General features: G+C 61.9%; 15 protein-coding genes and 1 pseudogene. 7 read left to right on the plus strand and 9 right to left on the minus strand.

Annotated elements, in window-relative coordinates; all coding sequences use genetic code 11:
• The first annotated feature begins 61 nt into the window (after nucleotides 1-61).
• The 4 genes and pseudogenes from K3M67_RS20540 to K3M67_RS20555 all read left to right on the plus strand — a co-directional run.
• Complete coding sequence (locus tag K3M67_RS20540; protein WP_285833235.1) at nucleotides 62-430, plus strand: c-type cytochrome; 369 nt, start codon at nucleotides 62-64, stop codon at nucleotides 428-430.
• An 8-nt stretch (nucleotides 431-438) separates the two neighbouring features.
• Nucleotides 439-1,083 carry a gluconate 2-dehydrogenase subunit 3 family protein gene (locus K3M67_RS20545; protein WP_285833236.1) on the plus strand — a complete coding sequence of 215 codons (645 nt, stop codon included), beginning with the start codon at nucleotides 439-441 and terminating at the stop codon, nucleotides 1,081-1,083.
• Between the two features lie 9 nt (nucleotides 1,084-1,092).
• Nucleotides 1,093-2,781, plus strand: coding sequence for a GMC oxidoreductase (locus K3M67_RS20550; protein ID WP_285833237.1), 1,689 nt, complete (start codon nucleotides 1,093-1,095; stop codon nucleotides 2,779-2,781).
• Nucleotides 2,782-3,087: 306 nt separating this feature from the next.
• Nucleotides 3,088-3,501 (plus strand): annotated as a pseudogene (locus tag K3M67_RS20555) (transposase); the annotation flags it as partial.
• A gap of 250 nt (nucleotides 3,502-3,751) precedes the next feature.
• Here K3M67_RS20555 and K3M67_RS20560 read toward each other — a convergent pair.
• From K3M67_RS20560 to K3M67_RS20595, 8 genes are all read right to left on the minus strand, one after another.
• Entirely contained in the window at nucleotides 3,752-4,561 is an 810-nt protein-coding gene (locus K3M67_RS20560) for an IclR family transcriptional regulator (protein WP_285833238.1), read from the minus strand.
• A gap of 98 nt (nucleotides 4,562-4,659) precedes the next feature.
• Nucleotides 4,660-7,386 (minus strand): TonB-dependent receptor, encoded by a 2,727-nt coding sequence (locus tag K3M67_RS20565; protein WP_285833239.1) that lies wholly within the window; start codon nucleotides 7,384-7,386, stop codon nucleotides 4,660-4,662.
• Nucleotides 7,387-7,468: 82 nt separating this feature from the next.
• Nucleotides 7,469-8,479 (minus strand): zinc-binding alcohol dehydrogenase family protein, encoded by a 1,011-nt coding sequence (locus K3M67_RS20570; protein ID WP_285833750.1) that lies wholly within the window; start codon nucleotides 8,477-8,479, stop codon nucleotides 7,469-7,471.
• Nucleotides 8,480-8,726: 247 nt separating this feature from the next.
• Nucleotides 8,727-9,842, minus strand: a complete 1,116-nt coding sequence (locus K3M67_RS20575) for a pectinesterase family protein (protein ID WP_285833240.1) — start codon at nucleotides 9,840-9,842, stop codon at nucleotides 8,727-8,729.
• A gap of 17 nt (nucleotides 9,843-9,859) precedes the next feature.
• Entirely contained in the window at nucleotides 9,860-10,636 is a 777-nt protein-coding gene (locus K3M67_RS20580; RefSeq protein WP_285833241.1) for an L-fucose dehydrogenase, read from the minus strand.
• Nucleotides 10,636-11,910 carry an L-fuconate dehydratase gene (locus K3M67_RS20585; RefSeq protein ID WP_285833242.1) on the minus strand — a complete coding sequence of 425 codons (1,275 nt, stop codon included), beginning with the start codon at nucleotides 11,908-11,910 and terminating at the stop codon, nucleotides 10,636-10,638. The genes K3M67_RS20580 and K3M67_RS20585 overlap by 1 nt, the downstream gene beginning before the upstream one ends.
• The gene (locus K3M67_RS20590; protein ID WP_285833243.1) at nucleotides 11,907-12,650 is read right to left on the minus strand and encodes an SDR family oxidoreductase; all 744 of its coding nucleotides are present in this window, start codon (nucleotides 12,648-12,650) and stop codon (nucleotides 11,907-11,909) included. The genes K3M67_RS20585 and K3M67_RS20590 overlap by 4 nt, the downstream gene beginning before the upstream one ends.
• A gap of 23 nt (nucleotides 12,651-12,673) precedes the next feature.
• Nucleotides 12,674-15,046: a glycoside hydrolase family 95 protein gene (locus K3M67_RS20595; RefSeq protein WP_353051185.1), complete on the minus strand. Its 2,373-nt coding sequence runs from the start codon at nucleotides 15,044-15,046 to the stop codon at nucleotides 12,674-12,676.
• 245 nt (nucleotides 15,047-15,291) lie between these two features.
• Between K3M67_RS20595 and fucP the strand changes: the two genes are divergently transcribed.
• The 3 genes from fucP to ltrA all read left to right on the plus strand — a co-directional run bounded on the left by fucP (nucleotide 15,292) and on the right by ltrA (nucleotide 20,606).
• Nucleotides 15,292-16,581, plus strand: coding sequence for an L-fucose:H+ symporter permease (fucP, locus tag K3M67_RS20600; protein ID WP_285833244.1), 1,290 nt, complete (start codon nucleotides 15,292-15,294; stop codon nucleotides 16,579-16,581).
• A gap of 798 nt (nucleotides 16,582-17,379) precedes the next feature.
• On the plus strand, nucleotides 17,380-18,498 hold the full coding sequence (locus K3M67_RS20605) for an IS110 family RNA-guided transposase (RefSeq protein ID WP_285833245.1): 1,119 nt from the start codon (nucleotides 17,380-17,382) through the stop codon (nucleotides 18,496-18,498).
• A gap of 833 nt (nucleotides 18,499-19,331) precedes the next feature.
• Entirely contained in the window at nucleotides 19,332-20,606 is a 1,275-nt protein-coding gene (gene ltrA, locus K3M67_RS20610) for a group II intron reverse transcriptase/maturase (RefSeq protein ID WP_285833246.1), read from the plus strand.
• A 188-nt stretch (nucleotides 20,607-20,794) separates the two neighbouring features.
• On the opposite strand, the gene K3M67_RS20615 is transcribed toward ltrA, so the two are convergent.
• Nucleotides 20,795-22,891: an acylase gene (locus K3M67_RS20615; RefSeq protein ID WP_285833752.1), complete on the minus strand. Its 2,097-nt coding sequence runs from the start codon at nucleotides 22,889-22,891 to the stop codon at nucleotides 20,795-20,797.
• Between the last annotated feature and the right edge of the window lie 22 nt (nucleotides 22,892-22,913).

Raw genomic sequence — 22,913 nt, forward strand, 5'->3', positions numbered from 1 at the left:
GGACAAAAGCGCTTGCGTTGCTGAATTGTATTATATTAGATACAAATAAACGGAGAAAATAATGCGTCCAGGGTATATCATCGCAGCCGCCTTGCTGGCGGTGCCTGCCGCTGCGCAGGCCCAGACCGCGCCGAACGGCAAGGTCGCCTTTGCCGCCTGCATGGCCTGTCACGGCACGAAGCCGGCGGACAAGCGCATGGGGCCGACCATGGCCGGCATCGTCGGCCGCAAGGCGGGCAGCGTCAGCGGCTTCGTCTACAGCCCCGCTATGGCCAAGAGCGGCATCGTCTGGAATGAGGCCAAACTGGACGCCTATATGACCAATCCCAAGGGCGTCGTGCCCGGCACGAAGATGGCGTTCGGCGGCGTGGCGCAACCGGCCAAGCGCAAGGCCATCATCGACTATCTCAAAACGCTGCCGGCCAAGTGAGCCGCGCCATGGGAACGCCTGAAGCACAGGATGATGCAGCGGGCGGCACCCGCATGGACCGGCGAGGGCTGCTGCGCCTCTGCATAATGGCTGCAACGGCCTATGGGCTGGGTGCGGGTGGCTATCAGTTGACGGAGGCCATGGCGGAGGAGGGGGTGTCCGCCCTCGACGCTCGCCAACGCAAACTGGTGTCCGCCATCGCGGACACGATCCTGCCCGATACCGATACGCCGGGGGCGGTGAAGGCGGGCGTGCCTGACTTCATCGACCTGATGGTCAGCTATTGGCTCGACCCGTCGGAGCGTTCAGCCTTCCTCTCCGGGCTGGAGGCTTTCGCGCAGGACACGATCCGTGCGCGCGGCACCAGCTTCGACATGCTGCTGCCTGCACAGCGGCTCGACTGGCTGAAGGCGGTGCAGACGGACGCATGGTCGAAACGGGGCAAGGGCGTCGCCCCGCCTTTCTTCCTGTGGATCAAGCGCCTGACCGTGTTCGGCTATTATACGTCGGAAACCGGCGCGACCGAGGAACTGACCTTCAACCTCGTCCCCGGTGAATATCAGCCCAGCGCCCATGTCGGCGCGGACCATGCCTTTTCGATCAACCGCAGCGGGTTCGTCTTCCCGGTCGGCAATGATCCTGCGACGCTCTGAAAGCTGACCATGACCGATACTCCCTTGTTCGATGCGATCGTCGTTGGTTCCGGCATTTCCGGTGGCATGGCCGCCAAGGAATTGACCGAGCGCGGCTTGAAGGTGCTGCTGCTCGATCGCGGCCGCCATGTCACCCATGGCGAGGATTATGTGGGTGAAGACCGGCCGCCATGGGACTGGCGCTTTCATGGGCTGGGCGATCGTCAGCTTTATGCGAAGGATTATCCGGTCCAGAGCAAGGCGCGCGCCTTTGGCGAAGGCTCCACCCAATTCTTCGTCAACGACAGCGAACATCCCTATGAAACCAATGCGGATTCGCCCTTTTCCTGGATTCGCGGCTATCATCTGGGCGGACGTTCGCTGACATGGGGGCGGGCCACTTTCCGCCTGTCACCGACCAATTTCAACGAGCCGGGGCAGGACGGTCATGGCAGCGCATGGCCGATTTCCTATGACGACATTGCGCCATGGTATTCCCATGTCGAAAAATTCATCGGCGTCACCGGCAATCGCGATGGCCTCGACATCCTGCCCGATGGCGAGTTTCTGCCACCGATGCCGCTCAACTGCGTCGAGGACCATGCCAAGTCGGTGATCGAGGCGAAATTCCCCGGTCGTACCCTGATCCCGGAGCGGTCGGCGGTCCTGTCGCAGGAGCATAATGGCCGGCCGCCCTGCCATTATTGCGGTCCCTGTTACAAGGGGTGCTCGACCGCCAGTTACTTCAGTTCCAACGGCGTTAGCCTGCCCGCAGCGGAGGCTACCGGTCGCCTGACCACCATTACCAACGCGATCGTGGCCGGCGTGGATTATGATCCCACGACGAAGCGCGTGACGGGCGTGCGTGTGATCGATGCAAAGACGAAGGAGCGGCGCACCTATACGGCGCGCACCATCTTCCTGAATGCATCGACGATCGGGTCGATCATGGTCCTGCTGCAATCGCGTAGCGAGGCTTTTCCCAACGGTCTGGGCAATCACAGCGACATGCTCGGCCGCTATCTGATGGACCATGCGATGGGGGCGGTAGTGACCGCGCGCATGCCCGGTTTCATGGACCAGCAGCCGATCGGCAACCGGCCGGTCGGCATCTACATCCCGCGCTATGAAAATCTGGGCGAGCGGAAAAATCCGGCATTCCAGCGCGGTTTCGGCTTTCAGGGATCGGCCTGGCGATCGACATGGGCGCGCGGGGCGGAAGGGACCGAACTGGGCGCCGACCTCAAGCAGGCGATGCGCACGCCCGGCCCCTGGCACATGATGCTGGTCGGCTTTGGCGAGGCGCTGCCCCGTGCCGACAATCGCGTGACCCTGTCGTCGAAGGTCGACCAATGGGGCCTGCCGCTGCCCGATATCCGCCATCACTGGTCGGACAATGAAATGGCGATCGTGCGGGAAGCGGCGGCGCAGGCGGCGGAGATGCTCAGGGCCTGTGGCGGCGAGATCGTGCAATATGCCGACAAGCCGACGCCGGGCGGTCTGGCCGTGCATGAAATGGGCGGCGCGCGGATGGGTGACGATCCGGTCACATCGGTCACGAACCGGCATAATCAGGTGCACGGGATCGACAATCTCTATGTCACCGACGGCGCGTGCATGACCGCCACCGGCAACGTCAATCCTTCGCTCACCTATATGGCGTTGACGGCGCGAGCGGCGGAGCATGCGGTCGGGCAGTTGAAGGCGGCTGTTGCCTAGCAGGCTGTTCATGGAGACATGGACGGGGACGAAGCCGTCGTTCCCGAATAAACCGACGAATGTCAGCTTCCGCCGAAACCCGCCGTACACCATTATTCCTATCCAATACTTATCGTCTCGACAGTTGTGCTAAGCATGGAACGCCTTGAGGGCATGCGCCTGCGCCCAGGGTTGCGCCGCCATCAGAGGAGAAGGGAGCGGGACACACGATCGAGCTAGCACGACTTTGGCCGAAGTGTGATTTTTAGGATTCCCTGCAGGGGAAATGCGTGATTCATAGGAAGCCAGCTTTGATGGAGGCTGGCGATGGAAGAGACTTGGCAGAGAGATCTCGAGCGTTGGCTTGAGCCATACCTGCAGAACTTGAGTAACAAGACGCGGCGTCGGATGTGCCCGACCTACAAACCGGCTTGATTGGCCCCGGCAATCGCAAGAGCATCCAGCCCATGGCGGCCCGCGCAGACGCGCTCAGCTATGACCGGGTGCATCATTTCATCGGTGCTGGGATCTGGGACAGCGCGCCGCTGGAGGCGACGTTGTGGCGGCAAGCGGATGAGTTGGTCGGTGACGACAAGGCCTGGCTGATCATCGACGACACAGCCCTTCCCAAAAAAGGCAAGGCTTCGGTCGGGGTCGCGCCCCAATATGCTACGGTACTGGGTAAGAACGCGAAACTGCCAAACGCTCGTGTCGGTGAAACGAGCCTATGTCGATGCGCCACGCGCAACTGTCGCAAAGGCGCTTGACGAGCTCGATGCACGAAGCGCGAGTATTGACCGGATCAGCAAACGACGAATGGTGATGAGGATTGTGAAGGCGGACTCGAACGAATACGCTGGCGAACCTGCCTCCGAGGACGGGATAGAATGGTTGGCGGGTGAACTGCGAGCCGGCCGCCAACCTACCTGTTCTGACAAGTCTCATATTTGTTCTGATTTTCATCATGAAATTGGCCACGGGAGTATTTTGATCAGGACGACCAGCCGAGACCTTGCGAAATATCCTGAGCGGCTTTGCCTAGAATTTCGTGCGTTTCTTGTAGCCCCGTCTTCTGCGATCCGTCGATCGTAACGAGGAAAGGGATCGTCAGCGCGGCGCAGACATGTCCGTCAAAGCCGAAAATCGGAAAGCTGATGTCCGTTACGCCCGCTGTTCGCGCGCTCGGTTGCATTTCGTAACCTTGCAACCGTACCGCATCGAGCCGTCGGGTCAGGCGATCACGGATATCATCGGCGACCGAGAGGCCGTCGAGCAGCCGCGCACGTCGGTCCTCCGCCGAGAAGGCGAGCAGGACATGGCCCGAACAACTCGTCACGATATCGACTACGGTGCCGAGGCGAATGCCGAAGCCCACCGGGCCCAGATTTTCCTGACGATGCACGACGGTCGCCCTCCCACCGGTTTCCACCACGAGGTGGCAGGACTGGTTGGTGTCGCTCGACAGCTGGAACATCACCGGCGCGGCGACATTGCTGAGCGTTTGCGCTGGTGTTGCGCGGAACGCCACGTCGAGCACGCGATAGGTCACGCTGTAGAGATCGTTTGTCGGATCTTTGGACAACCAGCCCAGCCGTTCCATCACGATGATGATGCGGAAGACTTCGCTGATCGATCGATTGAGCCGCTGGGCGATCTCGCTGATGGTCAGGCCGCGCGGTTCGGTGCCGAACAGTTCGAGGATCGCGATGCCCTTTTCCAGCGCTGGCGCGGAATAGGGACGCTTCGCGCCCGACGCGCCGCCCGAGCCCGCGGCATCTTCATCTTCGATCCTGCTGTTCATGCCATGCGGATAAAGGAGCGCGGGGCTGGGCGCAACACGCGAGAAAACCGGCGGCGCGGGAAGCCCCTGCGCAGCCGACAGTCCATCTTTACCCCGCTTCAGAATTTGATGCGCGCGCCGGCGGTAAAACGGCGACCGAAATCATATTCGCTCAACAACACGCCTTGCAGCGTTTCACGCTTGAGCGTGGCGCCCGTCACGTTGCTGGCATTGAAGGTCAGCGAAAGATTTTGCGAGACATCATAATTCGCTGAAATGTCGAGCTGGCCATAGGGGTTCTGCCGGTCGCCGTCCCCGAACGTGCCGATTGTGCTGTTGATCGCGGCGCTGCGATAGGAATAGTTGGCGCGGATGCCGAACCCGCTCTTTTCATAATAGGCGCCCAGATTGTAACTGCGCTTCGACACGCCGGGTATCGGCACCTTGGGACCGCCAGCAACCGTTTCCACGTCGCTGACGTCGAGCAAGGTCAGGTTCGAGGTGACGCCGAAGCCGTCGAACGGCGCAGGCAGCATGTCTAGCGGCAGTTGAGCATTGAGTTCGATGCCCTTGATCTTGCCGCCTGCGCCATTGTCGGGACGGAAGGTGCGGAAGTCCAGGGTTACTGTGCCGGTCAGAGTCGACTTGATCGTGCGGGTTTCGGTCGATGTCGTGTCGACGATGAAGTTTTTCACATCCTTGTAGAAGACTGCCGCCGACAACAGGCCGGTCCGGCCGAAATAATATTCGAGCGACAGGTCCGCCTGATCGGCGAGATAGGGTTTGAGGAAGGGATTTTGCGTCGTGATCGTGCGCACATTCGCGTTGATGGCTACTGACGGCGAAAGGCGATTGAGGTCAGGACGGGTCATGGCGCGGGCAATGCCCATGCGCACGATCAGTTTGTCGGTGGCGCTCCAGCGCATGTTGAAACTGGGCAGCCAGTTAGAATAGGCGTTGCGGAACGAAATCGGGCCACTGTCCGGCACGATCAGCGTGATGCTGTCATTCTGCAATTCGGCATTGGCGATGTCGGCGCCGAACCCGTCAGAGGTCAGGCGGGTGCGCACATAGCGCAGACCGACATTGCCGCTGATCCGATCGTCCGCCGTCGCAAAATCGGCGCGGGCATAGCCGGCCAGAACCTTTTCCCGCACGATGAACTGGTTGGTACGGTCGATCGTCACCGTTCCACGCGCGAAGATGTCATCGAGACTGGCGTCAGCGAACAGCTTGTCATAATCGGGGACGAGGAAGCGGCCCAGACCTTCGCCGACGAAGCGGGAATAATCGACTTCCTTCATCAGGTTCGCGGCGGAAATGGCGCCACCCTCGACACCGGGCAGATAGGGCGTGCCGTAGATCTGGGCCAGCATCTGTGGGCTGACGAAATAGCGCGGGCGTTCGCCAAACTCGATCTTGTCGTCGCCGAAATAGCCGCCGATCTTGATCGAGCGGATGAAGCTGGTGTCGAAATCATATTTAAGGTCGAGCCGCGCGCTCTTGTTCGTTTCATAATTTTTGCGCCCGCGCGTGGCAGAAAAGCTACGCAGGTAGAAGGTGCTGGGATCATAGGGATCATAGCCGCGCGTATATTGAATGTCGGGCACTGCACCGAAGTCGTCACCCAGATCATAGGAAGCCGACGCGCGCGAAATGGGCGCGAAGGAATTGAAGTCCGACAGGTTGCGGACTGACCGACCATAGGTCGCCTCGCCCGAAACGGTCAGCCGATCGAAGGTCGCGTCCCCGCCAGCCGCAAGGTTGATAGTCCGGTCCTTATTCACCCAGCGCAGATTGTTCGACTGATGATCGACCCCGTCCGCATCCAGAAAGGTCAGCAGGTTGTTCTCACCCACCGTGCTGTCGCGCACGGCTGCATTCGGGCCGCCGATATTAGTCCAGCGCAACTGATGTTCGAAGCGGTTGAAGCCGTCGGTAAACCATGTTGCAAGGCCGTCGGCATAGAGATTCACATTGTCTGCCGGCTTCCACTGAAGACCGCCGACGATCGCCTTGCGCTCGAAATCTCCTTCGTCCGATACGAAGGTGGTCGCATGGTCGAAACCATAGGCCGTGTCGGATATGATGCCGTCGACATTATAGTCCCGACCATTCGCCGCATTTTCCTTGCGCTGTTCGATGCCGTAGCCGGTAAAGCCGGCCTGGATAACCTTGCGCTTTTCATAGTTCACGCCGAGGTTCACGCCGAAGCTGCCATCGCCGAACACGCGGTTGACGAACGCGGAGACATGGGGCGTCAGCTTCTTGGGATTAGTTTCATACAGACCCTCTGCTACCACCGTTACGATATTCTTGCCCACGTCAGCCGGGCGATTGATCTTGACGTCGATCGTCGCGGAGAGGCCGCCGTCGATCATGTCGGCGGTCGGCGTTTTGCTGACTTCCACTGTGCTTACAAAATCGGTCGGCATCGAGGTGAAGGAGAAGCCGCGTGTACCGTTGGGAGATGTCAGCACGCGGCCATTATAGAGCGTTCGCGTGAAATTCTCGCTAAGGCCGCGCACGCTGACGCCGCTGCCCTCGCCCTTGTTGCGGGTGATCTGGACGCCGGTCACGCGCTGTAGCGATTCCGCAAGATTACGGTCCGGGAACTTGCCGATATCTTCTGCGGAGATCGCCTCGACGAGGTTGGGCGCTGCTCGCTTGATATTGGCCGCGACCTCCAGGCTGCGCCGAATGCCGGTGACGACGATCTCCTGATTCTGGGTCTGGTCCGCAGGCGTTACCGTCGCTTCATCTTGGGCCGCCTGCTGGGCGAAGGCTGGATAGCCAGCGCTGGCAATCACGGCTAATAGTGAGACGGTGGCGCTGAAATATTGCATTGTCTTTCTCTCCCATCCCGTCCCCATCCTTTTTGTGGGGACTTGGTCTTGCAATCAGTGTCTTGCGATTGGGCGGCGGCCCTTAGAGGACAACCAGCGCCTTGATGACGCCCGAACCGGGGGCCATCAGTTGGCCGATCGTGTCCGGCAATTCGGCAAATGGCAGATTGTGGCTGACCACGGCATCGAGCGGAAACTTGCCAGATCGCAGCACATCGATAACCGACGCGAAATCAGCATGCGTGGCGTTACGGCTGCCAAGCAGGGTCATCTCGCGCTTGTGGAATTCGGGATCGCTAAAAAGGATATCCGCAGAGACGATCGACACCAGCACATAGCGACCGCCATGGGCGACATAAGCAAAGCCGGCCTCGATTGCCTTCGCATTGCCGGTCGCGTCGAACACCGCATCAAAAAACTCACCGTCCGACAGGGCCGATAGCCGTTGCGCGACATCGTCGCCCAATATCTCGCCGTGACGGGCGCCGAGTTTGTCAACGCAAAGGGCAACTCGCGCGGCATTGCTGTCGAGCACGGTGACGTCCGCTCCGTCCTGCGCGGCGAAGAAAGCGACTGCCATGCCGATCGGGCCAGCTCCGACGACAAGCACCTTCTCCCCCGTGCCGACATTGGCACGCCGGACCGCATGAAGACCGATCGAAAGAAATTCGACCATCGCGATCTGATCGAGCGGAAGTCCGTCCGCCGCGATCAGATAGGCTTCTTCGATCGCCAGATATTCGGCCAGACCGCCATCCTTGTGCACGCCCAGCACGCTGATATTGGTACAGCAATTGGGCTTGCCCTTCCGGCACGCCACGCAGGTGCCGCAGTTATGATAGGGCATGATGCAGACCGGCTCGCCTGCGCGCCAACGGCTCCCCGCTGCGGCGACGGCTATTTCGCCCGCTAGTTCATGGCCCATAACCCGCGGGTAAGAAAGATAGGGCTGCGTCCCGCGTACGATATGATAATCGGTTCCACAGATGCCAACACGGCGGATGCGTACAAGGGCTTCGCCGGGACCGGGAACAGGCATTTCGCAGTCGTCCATGACGAGCTTGCCAGGTTCTATACAGCTGATTCTTGCCATGTTTGGCAAAGTCCACCCTCCTGTCGCGCGCACCTGATGCACGTTCAGGTGGCTGCACCCTCGATATACGCGATTCGTGCCATATATGCAATTGACTTTCGCATATGGATGTTCAGGTGAATTGACGTGTAGAGGGCTGGGCAGTGATAGCATTTGAGCGACCGTGGGTGCAGAGCAGTGGCTGCGAGAGTAGGCGCGGATGCACATATGAAAGTAGCGAAATGCCGGATGTCGGCGACTGGCCGAGTCAGATCTGCGGTCGCCAGTCCTTGAACATGGCTGCACGCGAAAACTGACCGGCTTGTTCCTCTGTCAATTCAATGCTTCGCCTCGTCCCGATCGAACCGGGACCGCTGTTGGAGAACTCGCGGAAACGGGCGTCTTCCGGTTCGAACCATCGCCGTGGCGTGCCAAACCACATGCGGGTCCATCCTGCCGGAGCGATATGCTTGCCCATGATGCAGTGCAGATAGGCGGCCATGCCGACCGATTGCATGTCCGGCACGGAGCCGGTCGATGTCTTTGCTGATGTGCGCCACGGTCGGCCAAGGAACACACGGCCATCGGGCACGCCTGGTTCGGCGGTCAGCCTGCAACGGTCGAAGATCAGGCCGGCGGGTTGCGCGATCTGCGTGCTGGGCGCAGCGATATAGCCTTCCACCGGATCGATCCGGGGGCGGGAAAGGATTTCGCATTGTTCGAAGCGGGCCGCTCCGCCGCCGAAGATGAAGTCGTAGCTGCCCGAAATGCGACAATCGAGAAAAAGGGCGCGTCCTGTGGTGCAGAATAGGGAATCCTGATGGCTGCGGATCGCGCAGCGGAAGATCGTCGAGCGATCGGCTAAACCACTGAGCGCCAGCGCTATCGCCTGCTGACTGCCGCCCTCATCCGCTTTCAACCCGTTGGGTCGATGCATTTCAGCCCAGGCGTCGAATATGTTTTCGATGCTGATGTCCTGGGCGTGGAATCCGGGCGCACGTATGTCCAGCACTGCAGTGCGAAACGTTCCGAAGGGCTTGCCGTCCGGCGCAATCGCACCGGCATAGGCACCTGCGCGCAGAAAGGTTCGGTCCTGTCCATCACCGATCAACCGCAGGTTCGGCCGATCCACGACGGTCTGCCCCCAATATTCCCCTGCCATGAGCCGAACCGTCACCGGCTTCGCGCTGCGGCCCATGCCCGAATCCAGGAACGCTTCCAACGTCGGATAGGCCGGCAGGACGCCTGTCGATTTCGCCGGGCCGATGACCGCGTCGAAAGAGGGCCGCGCCTGTACCGCGCCGGTCGCGAGCATGGCCGATCCCGAAAGGCCGAGGGAAAAGTCCCGCCGCGAGAGACCGGCATGTTCTCGATATAAAGTCATGTCAGTCCTCCCGCCGTTCAGGTCAGCAACCGGTCGAGATGGGTGTATCCGCCATCGGGGAATATCCACTGCCCGGTGGTGTGGCTTGAGCGGGCCGACAGCAGGAACAGCACGGTGTCGGCAATTTCCCGCTCGCTGGTCATGCGTTTGCCGAAGGGAATCTTGCGTTCGATCTCGTCCAGCTTCGCCTGTGGATCGTCGAAACTTTCGATCCAGCGGGCATAGAGCGGGGTCATCACCTCGGCGGGCAGGACCGCATTGACGCGGATGCCGTCGCCCAGCAGCGCTGCCGCCCATTCGCGCGTCAGGCCCAGTTGCGCCGCCTTCGACGCGACATAACCGCTGGTGTTGCCCTGCCCCGTCACGGCCGTCTTGGACGAGATGTTGACGATGGACCCGCGACTGGCCCGCAGATGCGGCAGGCAATGATGCGCCATGCCATAATAATGGGCGAGATTGGACCGCACCGACGCCATGAAGGCATCCGTGCCCGCTGTCAGGTCCACGCCGTCATTGGTACCCGCATTGTTGACGAGGCCATGGATGCCGCGGCCCGCCTGCGCGATCTGGTCGATAGCGTCGCGACAGGCCGCATCATCGGTTACATCCGCCTGGATGAAGATGGTCGCCGGCTGGAGCGCGCGAATGTCCGCTTCGAATTCGGGCTTGAGCGGGCTGCGGCCGAGGATGGCGGGGATCGCGCCCTCCGCCGCCAGCCCGAGCGACACCGCGCCGCCGATCCCGGCGCCGCCGCCGGTCACGACGACCAGTTTTCCTGCGAGTTCCAGATCCATCAGTCCACCCGATATTGCGCTATGGATTGCGGTTTCATCTCGATCGAGAAGCCGGGCCGGGTCGGCGGCATATAGGCCGCGTCGCGGATCAGGCAGGGATCAACGAAATGTTCGTGCAGATGATCGACATATTCGATCACCCGATCCTCCATCGTGCCGGCAAAGCAGAGATAGTCGATCATCGAGAGATGTTGGACATATTCGCACAGGCCGACGCCCCCCGCATGGGGACAGACCGGCAGGTCATGCTTGGCCGCCATCAGCAGCACCGCCAATATCTCGTTCACGCCGCCGATCCGGCAGCTGTCGATCTGGACGATGTCGATCGCGCCGCGCATGATGAACTGTTTGAAGAGGATGCGGTTCTGGCACATTTCGCCGGTGGCGACGCGCACGGGATGCACAGCCTCGCGGATGGCGCGATGGGCCTCCACATCGTCGGGGCTGGTCGGCTCCTCGATGAACCAGGGCTGCGCGAAGGCGAGCGCCTTGACCCACTCGATCGCCTCGTCGCGCTCCCAGATCTGGTTGGCGTCGATCATCAGGTGGCAGTCCGGGCCGACCGCTTCGCGCGCGATGCGCAGGCGGCGGATATCGTCCTCCAGATCGCGCCCGACCTTGAGCTTCACATGGCGGAAACCGGCATCGACCGCTTCCTTCGCCAATCGGCGCAGCTTTTCGTCCGAATAGCCCAGCCATCCGGCCGAGGTGGTGTAGCAGGGATAGCCGCCCTCCAGCAGCCGTTCGCGCCGCTGCGCCTTGCCTTCCGCCCGCCTTGTCAGCAGCGCGAGCGCCTCATCGCGGGTTATGCAGTCGGTGAGATAGCGGAAGTCGATGGCGGCGACGATCTGCTCGGGTGTCATATCGGCGATCAGCTGCCAGAGAGGCTTGCCCTCGACCTTGGCCCACAGGTCCCAGACCGCGTTGACGACCGCGCCGGTGGCCAGATGCATCGCGCCCTTGTCCGGCCCGATCCAGCGCAACTGGCTGTCGCCGGTCATGTGCCGCCAGAAACGTGCCGGATCGTCACGTATCCAGTCCAGTTCCAGCCCCACGACCAGCGGCTTCAGCGCGTTGATCGCGGCGACGCAAATCTCGTTGCCGCGCCCGATGGTGAAGGTCAGGCCATGGCCTTCATGCAGGCCGTCGTCGGTTTCGAGGATGACATAGGCGGCCGAATAGTCCGGGTCGGGATTCATCGCGTCCGAGCCGTCGAGTGATTGGCTGGTGGGGAAGCGTATGTCTGCCGTGCGCAGACCGGTTATGCGTGTCATTCTACCGTCCATCCCCCGTCGATCACGGCGGTCGTTCCCGTTACAAAGGCGCTTTCGTCCGAAGCGAGATAGAGCGCGAGGCTGGCGATTTCCTCCGCGCGGCCAAGTCGGCCCATCGGCTGGCGCGCGGAAAAGGCGGCATGGGTCGCGTCGAAACTGTCACCCGTGGCCTTCGCCTGCACTTCCATCCGCGCGAGGAGCGACGGGCTTTCCACCGTGCCGGGACAGATGGCGTTGCAGCGGACGCGCTCGCGCGCGAAGTCGGCCGCAATCGCCTTGGTCAGGCCGATGACCGCCGCCTTGCTCGCGCCATAGGCGAAGCGGTTGCGCACGCCGATCAGCGAGGAGGCGACCGAGGATATGTTGACGATGGAGCCACCGCCCGCCGCGATCATGTGCGGGACATGCGCTTTGGCCAGCCGGAACATCGCTGTCGCATTGAGCGCGAAAGCCGCGTCCCAATCCGCTTCCGAACAGTCGAGTAAGGTGCCCGCATGGACGATGCCTGCGCAGTTCGCCAGCACGTCGCAGGGACCGGTGGCGGCCACCAGCGCAGTGATGGCCGCGCCGTCCATCAGGTCGGCGACATGGGTCGTCGCGCCTTCCAGGGTGGCAAGGCCCGCCGCGTCCCGGTCCACGGCATTGACCTGCGCGCCTTCCGCGATGAAACGTTCGGCAACGGCCCTGCCGATGCCTGCGGCGGCGGCCGTCACCACCGCCTTCTTTCCGGCTAATCTCATGGATGCTCCGTTCAACATAAAGGTCATGCCGGGCTGAGCGTCGGCTCGGCGAGGATGATGGACTGGGCGGGCTTGAGCGTCACTGTCTTCCGCACGTCGCCGCAGCGTATCTCATATTTCCCGCCCATGCCCGAAACGATGCGCGCCTGCGCCAGCTTGCCGTCGCGCCAACTGACGTCCACCATGGCGGCGTTGCGAGCACGCAGGCCACGGATCGATCCGGTGGGCCAGGCATCCGGCAGGGCCGGCAGCAGCAATATCTGATCGCCAGTGCTCTGCATCAGCATTTCGGTAATGCCCGACGCGCCGCCGAAATTGCCGTCGATCTGGAAGGGCGGGTGCGCGTCGAACATGTTGGGATAGGTGCGCTCCGGCCCCAGCAGGAAGCGCAAAATCCGATGCGCATGATTGCCGTCGCGCAGCCGCGCCCAGAGGTTGATGCGCCAGGCGGTGGCCCAGCCGGTCGCCTTGTCCCCGCGTATCTCCAGCGAATTGCGGGCGGCGGCGGCGAGGTCCGGCGTGTCGTCCATGTTAATTTGATTGTCCGGGAACAGGCCGAACAAATGCGAGACATGGCGATGATGCAGGTCTTTCGCGCCTGCGTCCCAATCGTCTTTCCATTCCATCAACTGGCCCTGCGCGCCGATGCGGTTGGGCGCCAGCTTGCCGCGCATCGCATCCAGTTCGGCCACGAAGGGCGCGTCCTGACTGAGGAGGCCCGCAGCCGCGATGGTCCGCGTGAAGAGCGCGCGGATGATCTGCATGTCCATCGTCGGGCCGGCGCAGAGCGATGTTTCGCCATGGCCATGATTATTTTCCGGCGAAAGCGAGGGGTTGGTGACCATCCATCCGCTGGCCGGATCCTTGATCAGCGTGTCGAGGAAAAATTCGCTCGCGCCCTTCAGGATTGGATAGATGCTGGCGAGGAACTGCCGGTCGCGGCCATAATCATAGCGATCCCACAGGTGCAGGCACAGCCATGCCCCGCCCGTGGGCCAGAGGCCGAAATTGGCGCCGTCGATCGGCCCGGTCGCGCGCCACAGGTCCGTGTTATGATGGCAGACCCAGCCGCGCGCGCCATACATGGTCCGGGCGGTCTTCGCCCCGGTCTGGGCAATGTCGCGCACCATCGCGACCAGCGGCTCGGTCATTTCCGGCATGGCGGTGGGTTCCGCCGGCCAGTAGTTCATCTCCGTATTGATGTTGACGGTATATTTCGATCCCCAGGGCGGATTGACCGAGTCATTCCAGATGCCCTGAAGGTTCGCGGGCTGCGAGCCGGGGCGCGAGGAGGTGATAAGGAGATAGCGGCCATAGTTGAAATAGAGCGCGGCCAGCGCCGGATCGGTCGCGCTTTCCGACTGGGCTATCCGCGCGTCGGTGGGCTTGTCCGCCTCCGCATTGCGGCCGAGGTCGATCGACACGCGGCGATAGATGTCGCGATGAGCCTTAGCCGTGTCGTCCGCGATGGCGCGGAAGGATTTGCGGGCGGCGGTCGCAATCTGGCCGCTCGTAATAGCTTCGGGGTCGCCACTGGTGTCGGTGAAGCTGCGGTAGCTGGTGGCCATGGCGATCAGGATCGTGACCGCATCGGCGTTCCGCACGGACAGCGTGTCGCCGGTCGCCGATCTGCTGCCGCCTTGGGCGATCAGCTTCACCCGCCCCTGGAAGGTCAGCACGCCGTCGATGCCGTGCTGGCTGTTGTTCCTGCCTGCCAGCAGCAGCGTGTCGCCCGGCAGCGCCTTTACAGCATGATCCTTCTGCGGCGAGGTCATCTTGAGGTCGAAGCTGATCTTGCCCGACTTGTCGGCGCTCAGGTGAACGGCGATGACCTGATCGTTCGGTGAGGCGACGATGCGCCGCGCATACGTGACCCCGCCGCTTCTGAAGCGGACACCGGCTTCAGCACCGTCGATGTCGAGGTCGCGGCGATAGCTGCCCGCCTCCGGCTCGGCGAGGCCGGGGAAGGACAGCAGCACATCGCCCAGCGCCTGATAGGACATCTGCCTGATGGGCGTGGACATGACCTTTTCGGTTGCCAGCGCCTTCGCCTCGTCAAGCCGTCCCTCGAAGATCAGGCGGCGCACCTGCGGCAGGGCGTCCTTCGCCAGCGGATTGACCGGATCATAGGGGCCGCCGCCCCACAACGTATCCTCATTGAGCTGGAGCCGCTCTTCCCCAACGCCGCCGAAGACCATCGCGCCGATGCGGCCATTGCCGATCGGCAGAGCCTCCGTCCAGACCTTCGCAGGCTGGCGATACCAGAGCATGTGATCGGTGCCACCCTGAACGGTCGCCGCCTGTGCTCCCGGCACGCCCAGCATGGAGATGGCGGCGGTGGACGATCCACTGACCACAAGGTCACGGCGGGAGACAGGGAATCGATCGACAGTCACTGCACGGCTCCTCTCTGTTTGGCCTTTTCCCGCCAGTCGCGCCGAGACAGCAAGGCCGACATACCGACACGTATCGATCGCCCTTCCATCATCCACCCCCGACCGGCTTATATCGTATTTGACAGCGTCTTCTATATGTGAAAGCTAACGGGAGCTGCCGCGCTACGCAAGACGCAATATCAATAAGTTTGCAAGGCGGATCGAAGCGCGGATAACGAGGGAGAGGAGCGACAATGGACAGGAACATGCCGACCATGACAGCCCCCGGCGCGAACGGTCAGCCGTCCGTGACGGAGGGAGGCGGCAGGCTCGTGACCCCCGGCTATTTGGCGGGGTTCGTTCTCGTCACCAGCATGTTCTTCGCCTGGGCGCTTGCCAATAATCTGAACGATATCCTGATCCGCCAATTCCAGAAGGCGATGGCACTGTCGCGCGGCGAAGCGGGGTTCATCCAGTTCGTCTTCTATCTCGCCTATTTCCTCTGGGCGGTTCCGGCTGGGCTGCTGCTGCGCCGCTATGGCTATCGCGCGGGACTGCTGCTAGGGCTTGGCCTCTATGCCGCCGGGGCGCTGCTCTTCTATCCGGCGGCCGAACTGCATCGCTATGGCGCCTTCCTGTTCGCGCTGTTCGTGTTGGCTTCAGGAGCGGCCTTTCTCGAAACCTCCGCCAACCCATTCATCGTGCGCTTCGGCGATCCCGCGCGCGCGTCGCAGCGGCTGAATCTGGCGCAGGCCTTCAACGGCCTTGGCGCGGTCGTCGCGCCGATTCTGGGCGGGCTGTTCATCTTTTCGGGCGTCGAACATAGCGCGCAGGACATCGCGGTGATGGCCCCTGCCGATCTGCAAGCCTATCGCGCATCGGAAGCGATGATGGTGCAGATGCCCTATCTGGGGCTGGCGCTGTTCGTCATCCTGCTGGGCGTCGCCATTGCCAAGGTCCGCTTGCCGACGATCCCCAGAGACCCCAATGCGCCGACGACCTCCTTCGCGTCGGTGATAAGGAACCGGCAACTGGTCTTCGCGGTGGTGGCGCAATTTTTCTATGTCGGCGCGCAGGTGTGCATCTGGAGCTATTTCGTCGATTTCGTGAAATTTGCGATGCCGTCCACGCCGGAAAGGATGGCGGCCTATTATCTGTCGGGCAGCCTGCTGCTGTTCATGACCGGCCGGTTTATCGGCGCGGCATTGATGCACCGGGTGTCGCCGCCCCGGCTGCTCGGCCTGTTTGCGATCGCCAATATCGCGCTGATGGCGCTGGCCATGGCGCTTTCGGGCGTCGGCGCGGTCATCGCGCTGGCCTTGAGCAGCTTCTTCATGTCGGTGATGTTCCCGACCATCTTTGCAACCGGCGTCCGCGATCTTGGCGAAGGCACGGCGCTCGGTTCCTCGCTGATGATCATGTCCATCATCGGCGGGGCGATCCTTCCGCCGGTCATGGGCCTCTTTAGCGAAGCAAGCGGATTGCAGGCCGCGATTGCGATCCCACTGGTCTGCTTCATCGTTGTTGGCCTGTTTGCGCGGCAGGCGCGCGACTAGAGAATATTCCGATCCGATTGCATCGGCTCGGCTGCTCTAGACTTTTGTTTTGCCGCGTTTTCCGAGTCAGCAGGTGATTGGCTTGCGCCGAACTGCGTTTCACCTAATAGGAAAACGCTCTAGCCCGGCTTGCGGTCGGGCTGCCGGAAGAAGCGCGGCGGGAATGGCGCGGCGGGCCAAACCTTCACGCCAGCCATGGGCTACCGACCCGTGCCAGCCCGGGCCCTTCCACAACCACCAGAAGCGATCCCTCGCCTGCCCATCGATCGTACCGGATCCGGCGACTGCGATATTCTTCTGACGATAGGCATAGCTGAGCGGAAAATAGCCCATGACGTCCACACCCTCCCAGCGGGTAGCCGTCCGCTGCACAAGCTGGAGCGTTAGCTTTCTTTTATCTGCCATACCCAATCCGTTGTTCGGAAACGCCCAAACTGCTCTGAAATCTAAATGTCCGCTCTTAGGTGCGGCGAAACTGCCTCCGAAAGGCGTGGATGGGCGCGTCATCACCCGACAACTGTCAAACCTGCGAGTGACTGTTGCGGCGCAAGCCTCCATTCTAGCGCCGGCACCGGAATGGCTTGAGTTGGTCGACACCTGCCGGGATAGCGGACCTTCCGCACCTGGGGATCAAGATTTGATCTCTGAGCGTCTCAGAAGGGTGTGCGCCGTGCAAAGGCGGCACTTTCTAGGCCGTATGTTCGTGCGGTGAAGTTGGCCCGCCCTCGGAGTAAGCAGGAAACGGGGGTTACGCCGGACGGACCGGCGCCTATCCCCAAGCTTAAGCGAGGGCGAACCATGGACGAGTATAGCGAACTTTTCATCGGACTCGATACATCGAAAGCGAAGATCTCGGTTGCAGTCGCGGAAAAGGAACGGAACGGCGAAGTCCGCTTTTTCGGCGACATCTCCGCCGAGCCGACGTCGGTCGCATCGATGGTGGGCAAGTTGGCGAAGCGTGGGGCGAAGCTTCACTTCTGCTATGAGGCTGGCCCGACGGGGTACGATCTGTATCTCCAGATCATCGCGCTGGGGCATGAGTGCCAGGTCGTGGCGCCCTCTCTAATTCCCAAACGCCCCGGTGATCGGGTGAAGACCAATAGGCGCGATGCCGTCAGCCTGGCACGGCTTCATCGCGCCGGCGAGTTGACTGCCGTCTGGGTTCCGGACGAAGCACATGAGGCTGTACGCGACCTTGTCCGCGCTCGTGAGTGCGCCCATGACGCGCTGAAGAAGGCTCGCCAGCAGTTGCAGTCCTTCCTCTTGCGCCATGGCCGGATTTTCCCGGGACGCACATCGTGGACACGGGCGCATTTTCGTTGGCTGGCAGCGCAGAGCTTCACCCATCCCGCCCATCACATCGTGCTCGTCGAATATATCCAGGCTATCGAGGATGCGGGTGTCCGAGAAGATAGGCTGACCAAGCAGGTCGCTGAGATAGCCGCGTCCTGGTCCATGGCACCTGTGGTTGAAGCCTACCAGGCGATGCGCGGTATCGCGTTCATCAACGCCGTCACCTTTGTCGTGGAAATCGGCGATATACGACGCTTCGAAACAGCGCCGCAGTTGATGGCGTATCTCGGGCTTGTACCATCCGAGAGTTCAACGGGCGAGCGGGTGAAGCGCGGGGGCATCACCAAGGCCGGCAACAAGCGGGCTCGCCGCGTGCTGATCGAAGGCGCATGGACCTACCGCTTTCCCGCCCGGGTGAGCCAGACGATCCAGGCACGGTTGGAAGGGCTACCACGCTCCGTTCGCGAGATCGCATGGAAAGGGCAAATCAGGCTCTGCGCACGTTATCGAAAGCTGATCCAGGCCGGGAAGCTTAAGACCGTCGCGGTCACAGCAATCGCGCGGGAGATGGCCGCCTTCCTCTGGGCAATCGGGCAAGAGGTGGCTCCCACCGCTGAGGCATGAAGGCTCATCATCGGTAAACGGTCACGAGAAAGGAGCAAGAACCAGCGTCATCATCTGCTTGATGTGCAAAGTTGGGAGCAGGGCCCCGGTGGGGAATCCTCGTACCCACTATGTGGCGGACTAAAAGTCTATGCCCGATTCTAGACAGAGGCAGCCCCAGACGAACATACGGATATGCGGTAGCCAACCCGCGCATAAGAGTATGCCAACCGTCGTCGAAAGCCCTGCTCCCTACTCTGCACATGAGCTTCACAAATTGGATTTCGTCATCTCGGGCGGAAAGGACATCATCATGCCGAAGGCTCTTGAAAACGAACATAAGAGTGGGTGAAAGGCCCACCCGGCGACGCTCCAGCCGGAAGCAACCGGGGCAGGCATGGAGGTGACGATATGTCTGAAGCCCCCGGATGACGGTCACGTAGGTGACCGTGCGAGCGTACAGGCCGTAACGTGAGTGAACGCTGAGCAATCCTCGAAAAGGACGATGTGCAGGCCGACCCGTTAACCCTTACGGGGAAGGTTGATATGGACGGGCGAGTTTGAGCGACGTTTGAGCCCGTCTGCTGCACCGGGGTAGTGGCGACAGCATGTACGCAAGGAAAGTGCACGCAACACGGGAAGCCCCATGGCGTGCCGAGGGATCGGCAACCGGACGCCCGCGAGGGATGGGACGGGCGCGATGGGGTGGCGGAGAGGCCCGTAGTACCGAGGAAGTCGGGTAATGCCGGTGGAGGGAAGGAGCCTCAGTTCAAGATGAACGCAACAAGTGGTGAGGGGCAGGAGATTGGGAAACCTATCAACTCGGCAAAAGCGTCCAGAAACTGCAGAAGGCGTTGCACGCGAAAGCGAAGGCAGAAGCTGGCTATCGTTTCTACGCGCTGTACGACAAGATCAGCCGCGATGACATTCTGGCCCATGCCTATGCCCAGTGTCGCTCCAACAAGGGCGCGCCGGGCGTGGATGGACAGGATTTTGCGGACATCGAGGAATATGGCGCCGAGCGGTGGCTGGCGGAACTGGCGCTTGCGCTCAGGGAGGAGACGTACCGGCCGGAACCGATCAGACGTGTCTACATACCAAAAGCCAACGGCAAACTCAGGCCGCTGGGCATTTCCACCGTGCGGGACCGGGTCTGCATGACAGCAGCGATGCTGGTGCTTGAGCCGATCTTTGAAGCCGACCTCCCACCGGAGATCTATGCCTATCGTGCTGGGCGCAACGCCCAGCAGGCCGTGGTTGAGGTGGAAGAGCAGCTGTTCCGTGGCCGACCGGATGTCGTGGACGCCGACCTTGCCGACTATTTCGGCAGCATCCCCCACCTTGAACTGATGAAATCAGTGTCGCGTCGGATCGTCGATCCGCGTGTGCTGCATCTAATCAAGTCCTGGCTGGAATGCGCTGTCGAGGAAACGGACGACAAGGGCCGGAAGACGCGAACGACGCAGGCGCGGGACCGGCGGCGCAGCATTCCGCAAGGTTCACCCATCTCACCGCTGCTGGCGAATATCTACATGCGCCGGTTCGTGCTGGGATGGCGGAAGCTTGGCCTTGGGAAACGCCTCGGCTCGCGGCTCATCACCTATGCTGACGACCTCGTGATCCTGTGTGAGAAGGGCAAGGCGGAAGCCGCGCTCGATCATATGCGGCAACTCATGGAGAAGCTGAAGCTGACGGTGAATGAGGACAAGACGCGCATTTGCAAGGTGCCGGAAGAGACGTTCGACTTTCTGGGATACACGTTCGGTCGGATGTACTCCGCGAAAACCGGCAAAGCCTACATGGGCTACCGGCCATCAAAGAAAAGCATACAGCGCGTGGTCGCAACGATCCACGAGCTTACGGACCGAGCGCGTACATGGCAGGATACCACATATCTGGTGGCCAAGATGAACCGGGTGCTGCGCGGATGGGCCAACTACTTCTCGGTTGGCACTACGAGCAGAGCATATCGGGCTGTCGACAGCTACGCAGTGGTGCGGTTGCGTCGGTGGCTGCGCGCCAAATACAAGACCAGACGACGGCGAGAGGGAGCCTATCACGACCCTGAGCTATACGAGCGCTTCGGCCTCGTGCGTCTGGCTAACGTGGCCGCGGCCCGCCGTGGGTGAAGGCGTGATGTCTTGTCCGAGAGCCGGATGCGGGAGATCTGCACGTCCGGTTCGATGAGCAGGGAGTGGAAACGGACCGTCTGGCAAGCCCCACAGGCGCGCCGCACGACACCGCGCCACTTCCTGACTCTACCGGAATTGTCGATCGCTGGAATGGAGTGCCTGCACCCCAGCGATCGCGACATCCCTCAGAACGCGGTCTTTTCTTCCAGATGCCCTTCCACGTCCGCTCGGTTGATCCACAGGGTGCGGAACTTCTTGTCGGCCAGCAATTGCAGTTGGTCGCTATTGTGCCGGGAACCGGGCTGGCTGCTATTGCCATAGCTCATCAGGCCCACGGCTTTCATCGGCGTGCCGAATTCTACCATGGAAACCCATGTCTCGCCATGGACAGGCGTGCGCTCGCCATTCTTCATTGGTCCCCAGGTGATGGTGCGGAATACGCCGGTATTGCCGAAACCGCCATTGGCCGGCACGCTGACATCGCCGATATGGAACCGCGAGACATCGCCGAACGGGCGGTCGATCGCGCCGTATAGCTGCTTCGCCTTCGCCACCGCTTCCTTCAGCATGGCGACGGCCGCAGTCGGGTCTTTCAGCCCGCGCGGCGTTTCCAGCGGGTCGTCCAGCGTCCATTTCACGGCATAGTTCGACTGGTCGGCGAAATTCTTTGGCGCGAAGAGGCCGGCCCAGGTTTCGAACAGCAGCGCGGCGCGGCTGTCGGGTTCGAACCGATGGTCCCAGCCCTTGAGCAATGCCGTGGCCGCCTGCACGTCGGCATCGTTCGATCCGGCAGTTGCCGCCAGCAGGTCGGGCAGCATCCGTTCCGCCATCAGCGAGGTGGTGGTCAGCTTGCGCGACACGAAATCGTCGAAGCTGATCTTGGGCGTCTGGCTCATTAGCTTGACCGACATCTGCGCCCGCTGGCTCATCGGCCCGACTGGCGCGACATAGGCGGGGAAGCTCTTGGGATCGAGCGCGCGGGGCCAGGTGGCCAGCCATGGCGGATCATTGGCGTTCTGGACGAAGCCGGTGGCCGGATCGAGCAGCTTGGGCATGTCGTCATAGCTGTGGACATCCTTCCACAGCGTCGCCGAGGTGTCGCCCGGCACCGGCGCCGACCAATATTTGAGGTCGCCGCTCGCATGCTTGGGCAGCAGGCCGTTGTCGAGGTAGAGGATATGGCCGGCGCGGTCGGCATAGATGATGTTGAACATCACAACCTGCATCTTGCGCAGCGCCTTTTCGAACGCGCCCCAGTTGCGCGCCTTGCCCATCTCCAGATATTGCTCCAGCACGCCGGGCCGATCAAGGCCGGCGACCTTGAGCGCGACCGTCGTCTTGCCGTCGGGCAGGGTGAAGACGGGGCCGTGGACCGTGTTCTTCTGTTCGAAGCTTACGGTCTTCAGCGTGCCGTCGGCCTGCTTGACCTTGTAGCTCTTCGTCACCGTCTCGAACGGCAGCGTCTTGCCGTCGAAGCGATAGCCATCGCCCTCCAGCGTCAGCTTGTAGCTGGTGAAGCCCAGCATCGTGTTGACGGTGTTGGTGAAACCCAGATCATTGTTGAAGCCGAAGCGCAGGACCGGCAGGCCGACCTGTGTCGCGCCGTAGATGGCCAGGCCCGGCGCGGTGATCTGCGCCTCATAATAGGTGAGCTGGCTCGGCGCCCAGGGCAGGTGCGGGTTGGCGAGCAGCATCGCCTTGCCGCTGGCCGAGCGCGACGGGGCGACCGCCCAGGCGTTCGACCCGCCGGCCTCGTTGATCGACGGATCAGTCAGCACCTTCCGGTCGGATGCGATATAGCCGAAATTCATCAGCCGCTGGGCATGGGCGATGACGTCGACGCCCCGGAGCGGCAGCACGACCTTCACTTCCGGCGCGATTCTGTCCGGATGGGCGGCGGCATAGGCATTCACCCCGGCCGCAAAGGCTTCGAGATTCTTTTGCATCTGCTGCGTCTGCTGCCTGAACCACTTGGCGGAGCGGGCCGGCACATCATTGGCGACCAGCCATTTGTCCTGGCTCTCATATTTCTCGCTCCAATATTCGGCGGCGCGGGCGCGGCTTTCGCCGTACATGCGCAGCAGCAGATTGCCGTGGCTCTGGGCCTGGGCATAGCCAAAGCCGTAGAAGCCGCCCTCCTCGGTCTTTGCGTAGATATGGGGTACGCCGAAACTGTCCCACAATATTTCGCCGCCGCCCCACCTGGTGGAGGGTGCCGCGACCGAGGCGGTCATCGCGGAGGAGGCGGCCAGGGCCGCGAGCCAGATCGTCATGTGGCGCATCGCCATCATTCTCCCGTCAGTG

Source organism: Sphingobium sp. V4 (assembly GCF_029590555.1).
Classification (GTDB): domain Bacteria; phylum Pseudomonadota; class Alphaproteobacteria; order Sphingomonadales; family Sphingomonadaceae; genus Sphingobium.